This is a genomic window from Candidatus Nomurabacteria bacterium (assembly GCA_023898565.1).
Lineage (GTDB): Bacteria > Patescibacteriota > Minisyncoccia > Phycocordibacterales > UBA918 > OLB19.
On the sequence record CP060228.1, the window covers coordinates 335814 to 352377 of the forward strand.

Genomic DNA, 16564 nt, shown 5'->3' on the forward strand with positions numbered 1-16564 from the left:
GAACGTCGGGGAAATACTTGGATCGAACCATTGCGGGAGTGGGTAAAAGATACGAAACAAGCCGCTTTTTTGTCCTCGTCTGACAATTTCTCCGAAATTGCCGACTTCGTCCAAAAAATCGGAACGAACCATGCGGTTCGTGACAAAACTGCCCGCTTTTCCGTGCCGTCGCCCAGCCATTTCGTTGCGGAGCGACGGCGTATTTCTCCTTTTTCTTTTTCTCGCACGGCTTCGCCGCGCTCATTGACTTCGTCAGAAGTCTTGTTATGTGCTCTCGCCAGGAATCGAACCTGGAGCGCTGGTACCGCAAACCAGCATTTTATCCATTAAACTACGAGAGCGAGTGAAGGAATGAGTGAAAATTTATTTTCACTCAAGATTTGAACGAAGCTCTTGTCCTTCGTAGGCGCTAGCCGAAGAAGACAGTAGAGCAAACGAGTGACCAAAAGAAAGCCAACTTTCTTTTGTGTTGCGAGTGCAGCTCTCAGCATGCAGACCCGTATCTCTACAGGTGCGCCACATAATACATTAAAATCCAAATAATTCCAGTACCTTGACGAAGAGAGGTTCGTGCAAATCTTCTTCAATCAGTCGCTCTTTGAGAATGTCGTCGATATTATCAATCTGCTCAACCGGAAGGGGCATAACCATAAGCGGCATGAAACGATGATTGGACTTGAGAAGAAGCTGCGGACCATGGGGGTCGTCCTCATCAATACGATAACTCTCAAGTGCAGAGTATGGGTAAATGCGATCGCCAATAGTCACTCCACGGACTGTAACTGCGTACGGGATAATAGATGGACGCTTTGCCGCTGAAACCGCGAGCGCACCACCGGCAAGACCAAGCAGCAACGCAAACAACACATCGTTGAGCATCACTGCTACCACCACCAAAGAGACAACGATAATAGCTAGGGCAAAAAACCAATCATTTCCTTTTTCAATATGGTGATGCTCGGGAGCTTCCCAAGTAATACTTCGTAATGCAGGTTCCATTGCAAAAATTGTACCACAACACAAAAACCAAAATGGTGTACAATTCACGTATATTCTGATACTATCTTCCCCACCAGGACACTTGGAACATACACGTATTTGGAGAGATGGCTGAGTGGAAGAAAAATGAACTGCTTCATTTTTCTTCCGTTCCGCGATCTTTAGAGCGCGGACGTGCCAATATTTATGAGGCATGAGGTGGATGAAATATTCAACCACCTACTACAATACAATCAAATATCACGGAGAGATGGCTGAGTGGTTGAAGGCGGCGGTCTTGAAAACCGTTAAGGGTGAAAGCTCTTCGAGGGTTCGAATCCCTCTCTCTCCGCACAATACAAAAACCGCCTTTGGCGGTTTTTTTGTTTTACTTCATTAACTTTTGTACAAAGTAGACCATTGGACAAAAGCCAGAGAGGCCAGCCAACATAAGACCAAATGCCGGCAAAAGCGGCAACCAGTGCAGGACTGGGTACTTCCCTTCAAAGAGATAGCTCACCACAATCAAAAGTGACGCCACCACAAACGCAATGCGAAGTGATGGGAGATTTTTAAGAGTGACTGTTTCAGTTAAACCTTTTGTTTTCAGTGTGTACATAAAATACCTAATTACATTTTAATCTTCATGCCGAGCAAATCGAATAAGGAGCGTTGGATACACTACCAACGTCAGCACTGTCGAAAATGATAACCCGAACACAATCGACCACGCCAGACCGGACCAGACTGGATCGCTCGCGATTGTGAGCGATCCAAGCACGGTGGTGAGGGAGGTGAGGAAGATTGGCCGCAGGCGCGCTTCCCCTGCCGCAATGAGCGCCTCCTTGTACATCGCGCCTGCGGCCACTGACTGATCGACGTACTCCAAGAAGATAATTGCGTTATTAACCACAATGCCGATCAGCGCAATAAAGCCAATCAAGGCAGTAGCGGTAAGATAAATACCAAAGCCTCCGTCGAGTACTAAGAATCCCCAAAGAATACCGACCAGCCCAAGCGGCACCGTAACCAAGACGTATCCTGGTGTATCAAAGCGATTGTACTGCGCCACCAAGAGCGCGTACACCATCAAGAGTGCCACCCCCATTGCAATCCCTAGGTCACGAAAATTCTCTAGGGTCATTTCCCATTCACCGCCCCACACTAGATCAATAATTTGCCCACCTTCATCCTCTAAGGTCAGACTCCAGAGATTCCAATCAATCACCTGATAGCCACTCATTGTACCTGCCAGCAACTGCTTCAATACATCAATCGTGACGTACATAATAGATTTACCTTCTACTTCGGCCGTTACATACGATAGTCGCTTAGCATCCTCAAACTGTACGGACGATGGCCGTAACTCTTCTCCCACTGTTAAAACTGAACGAAGTGACACGATATCACCCGCATCACTTACCACGCTGAGCACATCAATAAAGTTAGGTGTTGCAGTAACTTCAGCCAGCAGACGTAGTTCAATTGGCGTGTACTCACGCTGCGCGCCACCAATCAGTTCTGTCACTCCATATCCACCATTTAGTATACCAAGCGTCCGCATTGCCGCCTCAGGTGATACACCAAGCGAGGCGGCGGCCGCGTAATCAAACTGATATCGCACCCGTCCAACCGCCGCCTCGTCACTAACATACGTATCCACCACCCCAGAAACACCAGCAATAAATCTCTTGATATCTGCAGCGGCCTGTACTTGCGTATCATTATCTCCCGCCGACACTTTCGCCACCAAAGTCGCTCGCACCGGTGGCCCTGGCGGTTCTTCAATAAACCGGACAGCCGAAGAAACATCACCAAGCTGTTCACGCACCTGACGACGCAACCGACTCGTAATATCTGTAGAACTAAGTGAACGTTTCCCTGCCGGAGATACATTCACGCGCAAGGTCGCTTGCCAAGGCTCGATTCGTCCGTTTGCACCCTTAAACATTCCATTAAAATCAAGCACCGGCGCCGTCCCAACAAACTCCTGCACATGCTGCACCTCATCATCCCCAAGCAGCACTGTCGCCAGTTCATTGGCCACATGATTTGTTACTTCAATATCCGTACCGACAGGCAAATCGAGGTACACGTAGAATTGATCCCTGTCTGCGCGTGGCAACATCTGGAAATGCACCAGTCCAGTGAGCGGTAAAATAAGCGATATCATGAAAACTCCTAGCGCACCAAGCAACAGCTTGTTTTGCAGCGTTCTACTTTCAAGTACCTGTTTTAAGAATTTTGTGTAGCAATTTGTAATCCGCTGCATCAATACCCCAAACCAAACCGACACTTTGCTTTGGCGGTCCTCTACATGTAGTACATGACTCGCAATAAACGGCGTCACCACAATTGCCACAAGAAATGAAACTATTAGCGCTGCCGGCACAAAAAAAGCAATCGGTCCCATGTATGGCCCCATCATGCCGGTGATGTAATTCATCGGTAGAAACACAATCACTGACGTGAGCGTCGAAAGTAACAACCCTACTCCAATCTCATCTATCGCCACAGCTACGACACGCTCTTTAGTTGCTACAGACGGATCGTGTCGCCACCGCCGAAGATGCGTGTAGATATTTTCTACTGCCACAATCGCTGAGTCGACCAACAGACCGAGCGATAAAATTAACGCAAAGAGCGTAATGCGATTGATGGTTTGACCGAATAAGAGTCCCAAGCCAAACACCACAAGAAGTGTGACAGGAATTGCAATCAAGACCACCAACGCCGCTCTGGTTGAGAGAAATAAAAGCAACACCACCGCTACAATCGCAATTGACGTAACGAGATTTTGCGTCAGTCCATAAATTTCTGCTTCTGCAGTCTGACCATCATTCCCTACCACTTGATAGCTCAGGTCAGCATATTCACTTTTCGCAAGCGTCGCATCAAGTGTCGCCAAAAATGCTTTCGTTACCACCGGCGCACTCGCTCCCTCAACTTTCGCCACTGATACCATCACTACCTCCCCGCGACCAGCGCCGGCATCGAAATATACATACGAGCGATCGCTTCCTGCTCCTTCATATACTTTGGCAACATCGCGTAACTTTACGCCATTTCCAATATACACATCACCAAGCTCAGCCGGTGATGTTGCCAAGCCGTCAAATACCACATCGAGCACATAGCCGCCACTGCGCACTCCTGACAACCGTGAATGAGATTGGCTGCTAGCAAGTACGGCAGAAACAGCATCAAGTGTGCTACCAGCTTGCGCAAGCCGAACCGGATCAACCTCCACCACCATCGTTGGAACATAGCCACCATAGACAGAGAGCTCACTTACGTCAGACACAAGCGAGAGTTCGTGCACCAATCCCTGCACCCGCGCTCGCAATTCCGCCACATCGAGAGAGTTGGAACCAAAAACTATCTGCAAAACCGGAATGGTCTCTGGATTAATCTCCATCACCGACGGAGTCTGAATATTGCCGCGCGCTAGGTAGCTATGTTGGTTGAGCTGGGACAGTAAGTCTACTTTCGCCTTAGTTTTATCGTACCCAACTGCAAAGATAACGGTCGTATTAATAACTGAACCGTCATGCACTTCTGTATACACATCCTCCACCCCAGGCACCGTATCGATTTTTTCAACAAGTTCGTACACTACTCGATTAATTGCCGTTTCAGTATCGGAGCCGGGATACGCGATAGTGACAGCAAAGGCTGGGCGGGTAATTTCTGGATTGTATTGTTTCGGAGTCAGAAAAAATGCTACCAACCCAAATACAAGGGCCGCCAAAAGCAGTAATATTGAAAGTGGTCGATTGACCGCAAAGAAATGACTAATACGCCCGGCAATATGTACATCTGTCATACACTAGAGTGAAATACTTATCGCTGGTACCAGCGCCTCGACCTTTACCGCCGAAACAGTCACGTATAGTTTAGCGCCTGCGTCATAGACAATTTCAATCCGAGACACTTCTCCGTCAGTATAGGTAAGGTACGGCCCATCTACATCAAAAAACACAAACTTTCGTGGCAACACAAAAACGTCATCAGTACGTACTTGCAATTGACCGGTCACCGTTGCACCAACCAGAACATCTGTCTGCAAAGCAATAACCACCACTCCTCGACCGCCAGTCACTACTCCACCAACTCGACTTACCGTTCCAATCGTTTCGCCCTCGTGCACAAAAGATGTGCCTATCTTGATAAAGGGAACGAATGTGGCTGGTACGGTCACCTCGACTTCTCGCGCGCCATTTCCTGCCAAACTCATCAGTGGCGCACCTGGCGTGACGTATTCACCTACCGAAGCGTATACCTCACCAACTCGACCAGAAAATGGCGCTCTTACCACTCCAAGCGAACGAGCTGCTTCAGCCACTCCCACAGCCGCACTGCCTACTACCGCTGTTTGTGATTCAATAAGACTAGTGTACCGACTGGTCACACGGGCAACTGACTCATCGAGCGCTGTAATTGCAACCGACTGATCCAGTAAGGCCGCATCTTCAAGCACAGTATCCGCCACCTGTTGGAATGCAGCCGTTGACGCAACAACTGACTGCAGCGCCGCGACAACTTCCTGACGCACACCAAGATACTCAGCCACTTCTCCAGCAGACAAATCCTCAAACACGTCAGACTCTGCCGTTTGCAGCACCTCATGTAGTGACTGAAGTTGCGTTCCTAAAACACTACTAAGCACCAACACGTCAGAGGAAGATAAAGCAGCGTCTGCTCGCAGTGTTTTAAGAATCGCGGTCGCATCCACTGCCGTACCACTCGTGCGAAGTCCATTATCAAAATAATCAGGCATCTGGCCATACAGCTCTGTCGTCACAGACTCATACTCTTCAAGACCTGTACTCGTAAAAAGCGGGCGTTGTGCGTCGACATATGAAATACCTGCCACAGCAGTATTCGCCGCTCCAGTGAGTGCAACTCGAAGCGCGTCACTCGCTTCCTGTACACGATTATCATTTCCTGAGAACCGAAGTCGCGCGATTTCGTCGGCAGAATATGCAGCGACTGTTGCCTTCTCTACCCCACCGACGGCAGTCTCAACCGCCAAACCTTGCTGCAAGAGCGATAAGTCTCGTTCTGCAGCCGCCAGTGCCACTTGCGCATTGGCTACCGGTGTAGATTGTACTGAAAGCAAACCCCCCTGCTCTACCAACGCACCCTCGCGCGCTGTGAGCTCGGTCACCACACCAGCGGCCTGTGCATACACCACCACGCTATCAGCTGCTTCCACTACACCACTCACGCGAAGTGGCAGCGTTGATGTCGCAAGATACATTGCTTCCGCAACTTTTGGCGACAGCACATTCTCGACTGTTGCTTCAGAGCGAAACAATATTGCCACAAAGACTACCAAACCAACTCCAGCCAAGGCTGCTACCAATTGCAGCATTGAAATACTTGTCCATTTTTTCATGTGTGGTAATATACCCCAGGGGGTATATTCTGTAAAGTCCCACTCCCCTCCTTATTTAGAAAACATAACTCGCCATCTCACCTATGGATATCGAAACCAAATCCCTCATCGACCGCTTAAGTCGTGCTGAGGGACAAGTCCGCGCCCTTAGAAAAGCCCTTGAGGCTGATGAGGTGTGCGATTGCAAAGCCTTTATTTCACAAATTAAAGCCGCTCGCACGGCTCTTAAACGCACTAGCGAACAGTTTGTTCTCAAGCATATTCACGCCTGCCAAGCCCTTCCTCAGAAAGAACGAGAGCAGCAAATCGAAGAAGCCTTAAAGGTACTCGCGAGTGATTAAAAAATAATATATGAACACAACCGCCATTATTGCTGCCATTGTCGCCCTCATTGGAGGCTGGGCAGCCGGAACCACTATTACCAACAACGACACAAATGCACGCGTTGAAGCGACGCGCACCCAAATACTTGCCGAAGCGCCACAAGCCGCTGATTATGTTTCGCTTCGACCGGAAGTTGCTACTCTACCGAACGAAACATTGTCTGAGGAAGAAATCGCTGGACTACTCTTTATGCGTGAAGAAGAGAAGCTCGCTCGAGACGTATATCAAACTCTCTACGAAACGTGGCATATTCGCACCTTTGCAAACATTGCGCAAAGTGAACAAACGCACACCGAAGCAGTTCGAGACTTATTGGAGAAATATAATCTAGATGATCCAGTGACTGACGACACAATTGGCGTCTTTACCAACGAAACGTTGGCTAATCTCTACATTGGCTTAGTCACCAAAGGCAAGCAATCGGAAGTTGATGCGTTAATTGTTGGCGCGACCATTGAAGATCTCGACATCAAGGATTTGCAAGAGCAACTTGCATTGACTGACAATGCGGACATTACTCTAGTCTACGAGAACCTAACTCGTGGCTCACGCAATCACCTGCGTTCATTTACCAAGCAACTTACCATGCGTGGTGAGACGTACGCTCCGCAGTATATTAGCGCAACAGAATATGAATCAATCGTCGATAGTGCTACGGAAACCGGTATGGGTAGTGGCACGATGCAAAACAACCAATCTGGACGCGGCTGGGGTATGGGACGAAATCGATAGAGCCCGAACGCAAAATAATAAAACCGCCCGAAGGCGGTTTTATTATTTTGCGTTCTTTACGCGTGCAGTAAGACGAGACTTCTTGCGGTCTGCAGTGTTGCTTTTGATAACACCACGCTTCGCTGCCTTGTCGATTGCCTTGTATGCAGTTGGCAAAAGTTCTTTTGCTTTTGCTGCATCACCAGCTGTTACCGCTTTTTGGATAGCCTTTTCAGCGTCCTTCATTGCGCTTTTACGACGGATGTTGAACACCTTCTTGCGCTCTGACTGACGATGGGCCTTTTCTGCTCCTTTGGTAATTGGCATATATTTTTTATCTAAAGTGCGACTACTGTACCGTAGGACTACCAAAAAGGCAAGGGTTTGGGTTTCATTTCTGGCTTTGTGCGGCGGGCATATTTTTCACACGCTCCGATGTTTGCCCAGCCACTTGAGCACTTGTTCCCCGCGGACGCTCAAAATATGCCCGCCGCACAAAGCATTTTGGTCAATATCTATATCTCCGGTACAATAGAACCACTATGATTCGAATGATTACTGGGACAATTGAAGACATTGGCGAAAACTGGCTGGTGGTGAATGTGCACGGCATCGGCTACCTCGTCGCTTGCCCTACCCTGCAAAACAACTTCCAAGAAAACAGCACCGTCACCCTCCACACCTACCTCGCTGTGCGCGAAACTGCGCTCGATCTCTACGGCTTCCCGCAAAAGTCAGAGCTCGAAATGTTCGAGTTACTCCTTGGTATTCCTAAAGTCGGTCCAAAGTCGGCTCTTCAGATTATGACGCAAGCCTCACCCACCCTCCTCGTTGAAGCGACGCAAAAGGGCGATGCTGTCTACCTACACAAACTATCTGGTCTTGGCAAAAAAACCGCGGAAAATATTGTTGACTACCTCAGCAAGAAGCTCGACAAGCTACCTCAGTCAATTGCCACACCAACCGATAACCTATCGGCTGTCCAGACCGACGCGATTGATGCGCTTGTATCACTCGGCTACGACATGACCACCGCTCGAGAAACCATTCTTGAAATCACAACCGAGGACGCAACAGTAAACTCACTCGTAACGCGAGCGCTAAAAGCGATTAATTAATATAAACCAAACGGCCGGGCTTTAGCCCGGCCGTTTGGTTTATGGTTTATATTTCTTCTACGTCCGGCACCATTTCCACTCGTTCTTTCTCAATGAAAGTTGTCCCGGTAATAGGCTCAGTACAAGTTAGCAGATATTCACCGGTGGCGGTAAGCGGCATCGTGGTAAACGAATCAGTATACGCAGGACCAGTCATCAACGTATTGAATGACTGATTAAGTCCTCCAGGGCCTTGTACAGCACATTGCAATTCATACGTTACATTCACCCCCCAATCAATACTTGCCGACTGTCCGTTTCGAATCAGTTCCCTATCAGCACTAATAGTCATTGGCGGCCGAGGAACCGGGAGTGTGATTGTGGTACAGCTTGTATTATTAGTGTAATCGCTTGATGCTTCTGGATAGTTATCTGGTGTTCCATCAAGGTTCACTCGACTACAAACAGTGTGCGTACCGAACGGCACATTGTCGATTACTCGAGTAAGCGTTGGAGAATCACTTGGTACCGGAAGTCCTAAGCCGCCATTAAACAAACCTACACCACTTTCTATGTCTGGCAGACCAAATACCGGCATTACTTCTAACACCGCTTTGTAAGAAATGTTACTCGACGGCACTAGTTCACCAGGGCCAATATTTCTGACCACAATGAGGACCGGAAGGTTATCATACTGCCCATTTACATTGTCTTCGGTAGCACTTCCAATGCTCACTGCCGGACTTCCAGACTCAAGATCAACCATTGGCGAACACCAACCATCGGTGTCTGGGCCATAACCAGGCGGAGCTTCAATTGATGAACCAAAGCTGCCAAACGTACCATCATCAATACACTGACCGACGCCAATGGTCGTCTCTGCACTCAAGCTCGTTTTATACGGCACGTAAATATTAAGCTCCTCTTCATCGACCTCACCATCACCCGTTCTCCAACACCCGAGCGTTAGCTTACTCGTAGTTGCGATTGGGATGCCATGGAAAGTATACGAGTGTGAACCACTCGGAGTTCCGTAATTATTCGAGTCATAATATGGCGAAGCGGTGCTCTTAATTGCCCACCAGTCGTAGATGGACATGTCTGACAAACGATACGCCGTGTGTGAGTTTGGCGCGCCCAAGCCCCCACCTCCACAAAATGTTGTATTTTCTGCAATCACCAGCACTGGCACTTCGTGTTGTGTAACCACTGGGTTTACTTGTGGCGTCGCAATTGCTCCGGGAGCTCCAAAAGCAACTTCCTTGTGAGTACATCGCTCACCGTCATCGCGCGAAATACACTCCAAAGTAATTTCGTCATTATCTGCAATATCTACTCCAGTTGCAATTCTTTGTCTGGAGAAAGCACCAGACGAACCACAGCTGGTTATCGCTGGATTGATTGTTTTGTCAGTTTCCATACTACCAACCAGCACTCCCTCCACATACAAGTTGTAGGTGGAGGCACCGTCCACCTCATCGCACACGTTCACCCAGATGTCATACTCATCCTCATCATTAAACGGGTGGTCAAAATTGAACGTAATACTATTAGTTGATTCACCCATAGGAATGTGTTCCAGGAAATCGTATCCAAGAGAGTACCCAACATTGCTAATACCAGTGGTGTACATGCGACTTGCTGACCATACAGTTGCATTACCATACAAATACAATTTTGGTGCTGGTGCAGCTTCACTTGGTTCACTCACAAGTAATAGTGTTTCAACCACTTCATGGCCATTGTCGATTTCCGCGGCGCTACTATAGGTACCCGCACCCTGTCTATCGTAATCACGCCAACAATCTGCCACCAAGCGTGTTGTAGTAGCCACTGATATGTTGTATGTGGAAGTTCCATTTCCGTTTAAAGTTCTTGTCCAGTTTGAGAGAGAGTACTCATTTGTGTAATCACCACTGAGCGTACTAAACTGATACGCTTTCAAATAGCAGTAGCTTGCATACTCTCGGTAGACCTCAGCTGTTGCTGCCGCATATCCCGTTAAGGCGACCTTAGTGGTTGGATTAGGACTAGCGGTAAGCGTCGCAGCAACCGGCGGCAAAGTTGAACGGTCCCAGGTATTAACATCACCCACATTACCTGGCATGTTCACGTTAATCAAAATTCGATCAGTTGATGATGTGGCCGGATATGGCACGCCACCAATGGTAACCGCTCCACGCGAACAGGTAACTTCAAATATTGTTGTGGTAGCAACTTGAATATTTGTAAATGAAAATGAGGTGTAGCTGGTTCCCGAATGAGACCACCCGCTAAGCGAGTATTCGGTGACTCCGTCAGGATAATAGGCACGCCTAGCACACGATGTTACGTTATTGGAGGTGTACCACACATCGACGTACGCATATCCGTACAACGCATCCCGCTCAACACTTGGATAATCCGGTGAACCAACCGTGACCATCGGGGCACCAGGCCCTGGCGGGTTAGACACATTAATTGTAATTGAGCCAGTATCCTCTGCTCCTGTATTGTCGTTATAGCAAGTGATATAAAACGTGGTTGTTTCGTGAATTTCGCGCGGATTACCATCATAGCGAATCCAGCCAGACGTGCCGAGTATATTTGAAACATCTCCCGAATACGTTTCAGTTACTGCGGTGGAAGAGGAAACACGGCTTACATATGAACAACGAGTTGCATTTACTGAAGACCAACGAACCAATGCGTTATCAACATGACCAGTAAGAGCGTTGTTAACCAAATCCAATCCTTGATCAACACTCATGGTAACAACTGGTGGATCAGTATTGACTGGAACCTCAGCAACATTAGCATCACAATTCAAAACGTAGTTTGTGGTGGAATTTGCTGGCGGGGTCACCATCATAGAACCTGTTTCAGGTAAGCTAGCAGTATTCACTGAAGTAAGCGGTGTTTGTCCAGACACTGAGTTGTCTTGAATAATGACACAGTTTGTAACAGGACCGTCTACGTACCACTCAAGTCGAAGTGGTTCATCATTCACAGCAGCAATAACCGGTTCGTTGTCCATGTTCTTTACCGTCAAAACCAAAACTGGTGCCGACGACGTTGCCTGTGCTGAGCCTACTTCAAATACAGCATCACTCCAAAATAGCGCAATAACAAACAGTGTGACGACCGGGGCCAGTGCAAGCTTAACAAAAAAGGTACCATTCATATGCGTTTCAATTATTGTAATTCACTGGTTGATAATTCTTTGCTCGACGCAGCAGTCTCAACCCTCCCTCCTGGAAGCCTACGAAGCATAAGATACATTAAGAGCGCAGCCGCGATAACGATACCGGCATAAAACCAGAATGGTTTTTGCGCCGCCGCCGCACTTCCTACTTCCCCTGCTGTAATAATGTAACCGTCACAATTTTCACCCGCACGACACACAAAAGCCTGACTCAAGGTCTGCACCGGCACAAGCTGCCCGCGCACAATATCTTCGAAGCTCACCTCGTCACTTGACTCCACGTAAGAAGGAAACCGTAGCTGCAACAAATCTGTTTCCACCAACAGATTTGTTGCTTCAACCCCTGGTCGATATCGTATAAATCCGTGAGTTGAGACATCACTCGAATAGACAGTCTCTTCGGCCAAAACACTACCTTGATCTCTAACAGTAAATGTTACTCCTAGTTCTTCAGAAAAATCCGCCGTACCAGGCTCCTCTCCAACCACATCAACACACGCAACCACCTCTGCCTCTTCATCAAGCGGATAATCTGATAATCCGACCCGTGAAATATATGACCACCGTCCTTCATGCTCACCTGGAAGCGATATGGTGATGTGCTCAATTGGCTGCAGTACACCTTCAGTAATAAGCCCAGCGTAGACAGTGTGTTCGCCAGCTCCACCTTTTACGTTTCGGAGAATAGTTGCCTGTGTCGAAGCTGGCACGAGTGTTACGGCTGCCGTTTTTTCAGCTCGCACCGCAGCACCAAGCGGTATAAAACCTTCGGAAACAACAACTACTACCTTGGAATCTAGGAGCGGCAGAGAATCTTCGTTCTTAACCTCAGCCTTCACAGTAAACGGGTTGGTTTGTGACTCTTTGGTCACCTCATCTGCTACTTTTAGAGAAATCACTGGCCCAAAAACGGCATTTGTTTGTTTACTCAGTATAACTCCGGATACTTTTGGTATTTGATTATTAAGGAGCGCACCCAAAACAGCCACCTCATCTCCTTGTACCGCAACCAAACGAGCTTCGTAACCACCAAGCGCAACATTTTTTAGATTAAAATCTAGTGGAACCTCAATGGTGCTATACGGGAAAAGCTGGAAAGCTCCCGGTAAAACCGTCCAATATTTTGGATACACTCCATCCTTTTCAAATAGCGCAATCCCCACCCTCACACCACCAATGCTGTAGTTTGTTTGGTTTGAGATTGTTGCTGAAGAAAGCACTGTCCCATCAGTGGCCAACAAAGTTTCCATTCCCGACACTGAAATACTTGGAAATGATTCTATCGGGCAAGTGTACTGCTGTGTCAGCACTTCTGCTTCAACTACTGAAAAAAATGCACTGAAAGCACTCGCCGCAACCAAGATACCGATTAAAAACCGGCTAATGGCTACTTGTACTGCACGTATATCTACCATAGAACACCATTAAAATTAGTAAATTCACTTACTACCATGATACGCGATTATATGGTACATATTGTTTTTTATGCACACGTGCAATGAACTAAAAACCAGCTTATACTAAGAAAATCATGGAATTACTGAGACGAGCCCTGAAGGCAATTTTGCCCAAAAAACTATTCACCACTCTGCAGCCGTACTACCATTTAAGCCTAGCCTATGTTGGTTCACTCAAATATCACCACCCTTCTCGTAAGATTATGGTGATTGGTGTTACTGGGACCAAAGGAAAATCATCCACTACTGAGATTCTCGGCCACATTTTGCGAACCCATGGACATAAAGTAGCCACACTCTCCACTATTCAGTTTTCTATTGACGGTAAAACTGAGCGCAATCTGTTCAAGATGACCATGCCTGGCCGCTTCTTTGTGCAAAAGTTTCTACGTGATGCAGTCAACGCTGGCTGCACGCACGCCGTAATTGAAATGACTTCAGAGGGCGCACGGCAGCATCGTCATCGGTTTATTGATCTCGATGCGCTTCTATTTACCAATCTTACTCCTGAACATATCGAATCACATGGCTCATTTGAAAAATACAAACAAGCCAAGTTGTTACTTGCTAAAGCCGTAGCAGATTCACCTAAGCGACCTCGGTACATTGTTGCTAACATAGATGACGAGCATGGCACTGACTTCCTTGCCTTTCAGGTTGAGCAAACTATCCCCTACTCACTCAAAGATCTTTCTCTGTACACACTTCACAAGGACAGCGTCAGTTTTGTGTTTGAAAACACCACCATGCGCGTGCCGCTCGTAGGACTTTTTAATATCTACAACTGTCTTGCTGCTATCACATTCGCACGGAGTATTGGCGTATCACTCGAAACAATCCAAAATGCATTACATGATCTTCCGCCTCTGAAAGGTAGAGTAGAACTATTTAAAAGCCCAGCCTTGGCCAACAAGCGATTTACTGCGGTGGTAGATTATGCACACACACCTGATTCCCTTACTAAGCTATACGAAGCTTTTGCTGATAAACCAAAAGTCTGTGTACTAGGCAACACCGGCGGTGGTCGCGACACATGGAAGCGTCCAGAAATGGGTGCTATCGCTGAACGTTTTTGTGATGAGATTATTCTCACAAACGAGGACCCTTACGATGAGGATCCGGCAAGGATTATTACTGACATGAAAAAAGGCATGAGCGACACTGCTCCACTAACAGTGATCATGGACAGACGTGAAGCAATCAAAACAGCATTTGAAAAAGCTGTTGAAAATTCCTGTGTGCTTATTTCTGGCAAAGGTACCGACCCATACATAATGGGGCCGAATGGAACCAAGACTCCTTGGAGCGATGCTCAGGTTGTCCAAGAACTTCTGGCAGACCTTGCCGACAGTAAGACTACCGCGGAATCTTCACTTCCTTAACCACCCAACCATCACCAAACACCACTGTGTCCATAGGCACAATTGCCCCGTTTGGAGCATAGGTTTTCCCTGCAACATAGTTTCCGGAACTTGTAATATAAATACCATTCCACATCGCTTGCACTTTGAGCATAACATCCGTTTCATGCCACCACATAACCGGTTCATGAAACCATTGGTGTGATATTGGATGTGCCACAAACGGTACTTGTGGTTTTTCTCTCAAAACAGTCCGTACACCCGTAGGAGCCACTACTTCAAAACAAAGTAAAATTCCTGGCGATGCTTCAGGCAACGTACTTTGATTGGTGCGAGGCCCAACCTCAAGTCGAATTCGATTATCTACATACGACATAAAGCTGGCCGAACCGAACCACGAAAATAGTGTTGAATAAAAGTACGGAATAAACTCCCCTTGCGGCACTAGATACCGCTTATCCACTATCGAGATACTCCTGTCTCGCGGATCTAACACTGCCGCTTCAACCACTGGCTGACCTCGATACTCAGTCGCACCGCTATCAATTAGAATAGTTTTACTGTTAGGATAATTACTCCAGAATTGTTGTGCCCCTCTACTAAGAGGATACTCATGCTTAAGAAAATTAGCCCCTTCGGGTAAAACCAAATAATCAGGATCATCTTCCAGTGCTACTGCTACTCCTGCGGATAATTTCTGATGAATTATCTCTTTACCTCCGTCACCAAGAAACAAATTTCGCTCAAACTGCGTATCAATGATTCGTACCACGTAAAAATCACCTTCTATGGTAGGCGGTGTCGGCTGACCAACAAAACCAGTAACAAATAGCAACAACAGTACACCAACAGCTGCTTTAGGCTTATTTTTAAGTGTCCATACTATAAAAGCCAGTACAAAAAAGAGTGCACTGAGTCCATACACTCCCGCCACGCGAGCCATTTGTAGCAACCATGCGTGTTCAGCTAAAATATAGCCACTATACCCAACACCGTACGTGGTGTTAACATCACCACCTGGACCAAGCATCATGAGTGAGAAAAAGAACGAGCCAAAAATCTCACTTACCACCCACACGAGGGGTAATATCACTACTGCCCAATATCGTGGCAACATTTGAAACTGTTTTTGATACACCCGAATTCCAATCACGGCCAGAAGCCCACCAACCCCCAACCAAAGTGAAAGCGTCAGCCAAGAAAAGCCAATCAGAAGGATTTGTGCAGTAGTGGTAACTTTCACCGAGAGCCACTCAATTGGATATGTAGTTAGCATATGACAATTAGCAAAAGCGTACTTAATTGCCCAAGCTAGCCAGCCACCAAGTGGCGCAAGACGACTCCTGTCTTCAAAACTACGCCAGATAAAGACACCGCCACCAACAATGCCCAACACCCACATCAACGGTAAAACAAGAGCTATTCCAAGCAGCACACCCGACAACACCCACCACCAAAGAGATTGCTTACACCACATCATGATAGAGCACGATTCCAGCAGTTACCGAAACGTTTAGCGATTCTTTTTTACCGAGCATAGGAATATCTACTATTGTAGCAGCTGCTTTAAGCGCCGCCTCACTCACTCCCTCCACTTCATTCCCAAGCACGTATGCCACTCGATCAGGAACTTTGAACTGCTTTAATGAAATCGACTGCGAAGCAATCTCAACTGCGACCAGCACAATAGCTTCTGCTTCCAGATATGCAACAAGCTCCGCAACAGTCTCAAAATACCGCCAAGGAATCCACTCACTGGCACCTAATGATGTTTTCTGAATCTCTTTTTGCATGCGACCAAATCGATCAATTGGAGCAGGAGTGTATCCAACCAAAAAAATCTCATCAACCCCTGCCCCATCAGCCGTCCGGAAAACCGAACCGACATTATGCGCACTTCGTATATTTTCTAAGACGACACATTTCACTTCACTAGACTATCATTTCAAAGTATCAATAAGGGTTTGATTTACCAACTCAACGTGTTATAG

At 47.3% G+C, this 16564-nt stretch carries 13 protein-coding genes and 2 tRNA genes; 5 read left to right on the top strand and 10 right to left on the bottom strand.

Going from position 1 to position 16564, the window contains the following annotated elements:
• Positions 1 to 269: 269 nt before the first annotated feature.
• Both H6780_01670 and H6780_01675 read right to left on the bottom strand, forming a co-directional pair.
• Positions 270 to 341 (bottom strand) — tRNA-Arg (locus H6780_01670).
• A 187-nt stretch (positions 342 to 528) separates the two neighbouring features.
• Positions 529 to 999: a hypothetical protein gene (locus H6780_01675; GenBank protein ID USN89109.1), complete on the bottom strand. Its 471-nt coding sequence runs from the start codon at positions 997 to 999 to the stop codon at positions 529 to 531.
• A 244-nt stretch (positions 1000 to 1243) separates the two neighbouring features.
• Between H6780_01675 and H6780_01680 the strand changes: the two genes are divergently transcribed.
• Positions 1244 to 1330, top strand: a tRNA-Ser gene (locus H6780_01680).
• A 36-nt stretch (positions 1331 to 1366) separates the two neighbouring features.
• Here H6780_01680 and H6780_01685 read toward each other — a convergent pair.
• From H6780_01685 to H6780_01695, 3 genes are read right to left on the bottom strand one after another with little or no spacing between them, the layout of a single operon-like run.
• Entirely contained in the window at positions 1367 to 1597 is a 231-nt protein-coding gene (locus H6780_01685; GenBank protein ID USN89110.1) for a hypothetical protein, read from the bottom strand.
• A gap of 18 nt (positions 1598 to 1615) precedes the next feature.
• Complete coding sequence (locus H6780_01690) at positions 1616 to 4804, bottom strand: efflux RND transporter permease subunit (GenBank protein USN89111.1); 3189 nt, start codon at positions 4802 to 4804, stop codon at positions 1616 to 1618.
• A 3-nt stretch (positions 4805 to 4807) separates the two neighbouring features.
• Positions 4808 to 6379 carry an HlyD family efflux transporter periplasmic adaptor subunit gene (locus tag H6780_01695; protein USN89112.1) on the bottom strand — a complete coding sequence of 524 codons (1572 nt, stop codon included), beginning with the start codon at positions 6377 to 6379 and terminating at the stop codon, positions 4808 to 4810.
• A gap of 83 nt (positions 6380 to 6462) precedes the next feature.
• Between H6780_01695 and H6780_01700 the strand changes: the two genes are divergently transcribed.
• Both H6780_01700 and H6780_01705 read left to right on the top strand, forming a co-directional pair.
• Positions 6463 to 6720 (top strand): metal-sensitive transcriptional regulator, encoded by a 258-nt coding sequence (locus H6780_01700; GenBank protein ID USN89113.1) that lies wholly within the window; start codon positions 6463 to 6465, stop codon positions 6718 to 6720.
• A gap of 10 nt (positions 6721 to 6730) precedes the next feature.
• A complete protein-coding gene (locus H6780_01705) occupies positions 6731 to 7495 on the top strand; it encodes a DUF2202 domain-containing protein (GenBank protein ID USN89114.1) in 765 nt (254 codons plus the stop codon).
• A 42-nt stretch (positions 7496 to 7537) separates the two neighbouring features.
• Here H6780_01705 and rpsT read toward each other — a convergent pair whose 3' ends face one another.
• The gene (gene rpsT / locus H6780_01710; protein ID USN89115.1) at positions 7538 to 7801 is read right to left on the bottom strand and encodes a 30S ribosomal protein S20; all 264 of its coding nucleotides are present in this window, start codon (positions 7799 to 7801) and stop codon (positions 7538 to 7540) included.
• 215 nt (positions 7802 to 8016) lie between these two features.
• Here rpsT and ruvA point away from each other — a divergent pair, with 215 nt between their 5' ends.
• Complete coding sequence (gene ruvA / locus H6780_01715; protein USN89116.1) at positions 8017 to 8592, top strand: Holliday junction branch migration protein RuvA; 576 nt, start codon at positions 8017 to 8019, stop codon at positions 8590 to 8592.
• Positions 8593 to 8638: 46 nt separating this feature from the next.
• Here the strand turns inward: ruvA and H6780_01720 are convergent, their stop codons facing one another.
• Positions 8639 to 11734: a hypothetical protein gene (locus H6780_01720; GenBank protein ID USN89117.1), complete on the bottom strand. Its 3096-nt coding sequence runs from the start codon at positions 11732 to 11734 to the stop codon at positions 8639 to 8641.
• An 11-nt stretch (positions 11735 to 11745) separates the two neighbouring features.
• Positions 11746 to 13170: a hypothetical protein gene (locus H6780_01725; GenBank protein USN89118.1), complete on the bottom strand. Its 1425-nt coding sequence runs from the start codon at positions 13168 to 13170 to the stop codon at positions 11746 to 11748.
• A 116-nt stretch (positions 13171 to 13286) separates the two neighbouring features.
• Between H6780_01725 and H6780_01730 the strand changes: the two genes are divergently transcribed.
• Entirely contained in the window at positions 13287 to 14594 is a 1308-nt protein-coding gene (locus H6780_01730; protein ID USN89119.1) for a UDP-N-acetylmuramoyl-L-alanyl-D-glutamate--2,6-diaminopimelate ligase, read from the top strand.
• Here the strand turns inward: H6780_01730 and H6780_01735 are convergent.
• Positions 14569 to 16053 carry a hypothetical protein gene (locus tag H6780_01735; GenBank protein USN89120.1) on the bottom strand — a complete coding sequence of 495 codons (1485 nt, stop codon included), beginning with the start codon at positions 16051 to 16053 and terminating at the stop codon, positions 14569 to 14571. The two genes, H6780_01730 and H6780_01735, sit on opposite strands and share 26 nt — an antisense overlap.
• Positions 16040 to 16501, bottom strand: a complete 462-nt coding sequence (locus tag H6780_01740) for a TrmH family RNA methyltransferase (GenBank protein USN89121.1) — start codon at positions 16499 to 16501, stop codon at positions 16040 to 16042. Before H6780_01740 ends, H6780_01735 begins: the two co-directional genes overlap by 14 nt.
• Between the last annotated feature and the right edge of the window lie 63 nt (positions 16502 to 16564).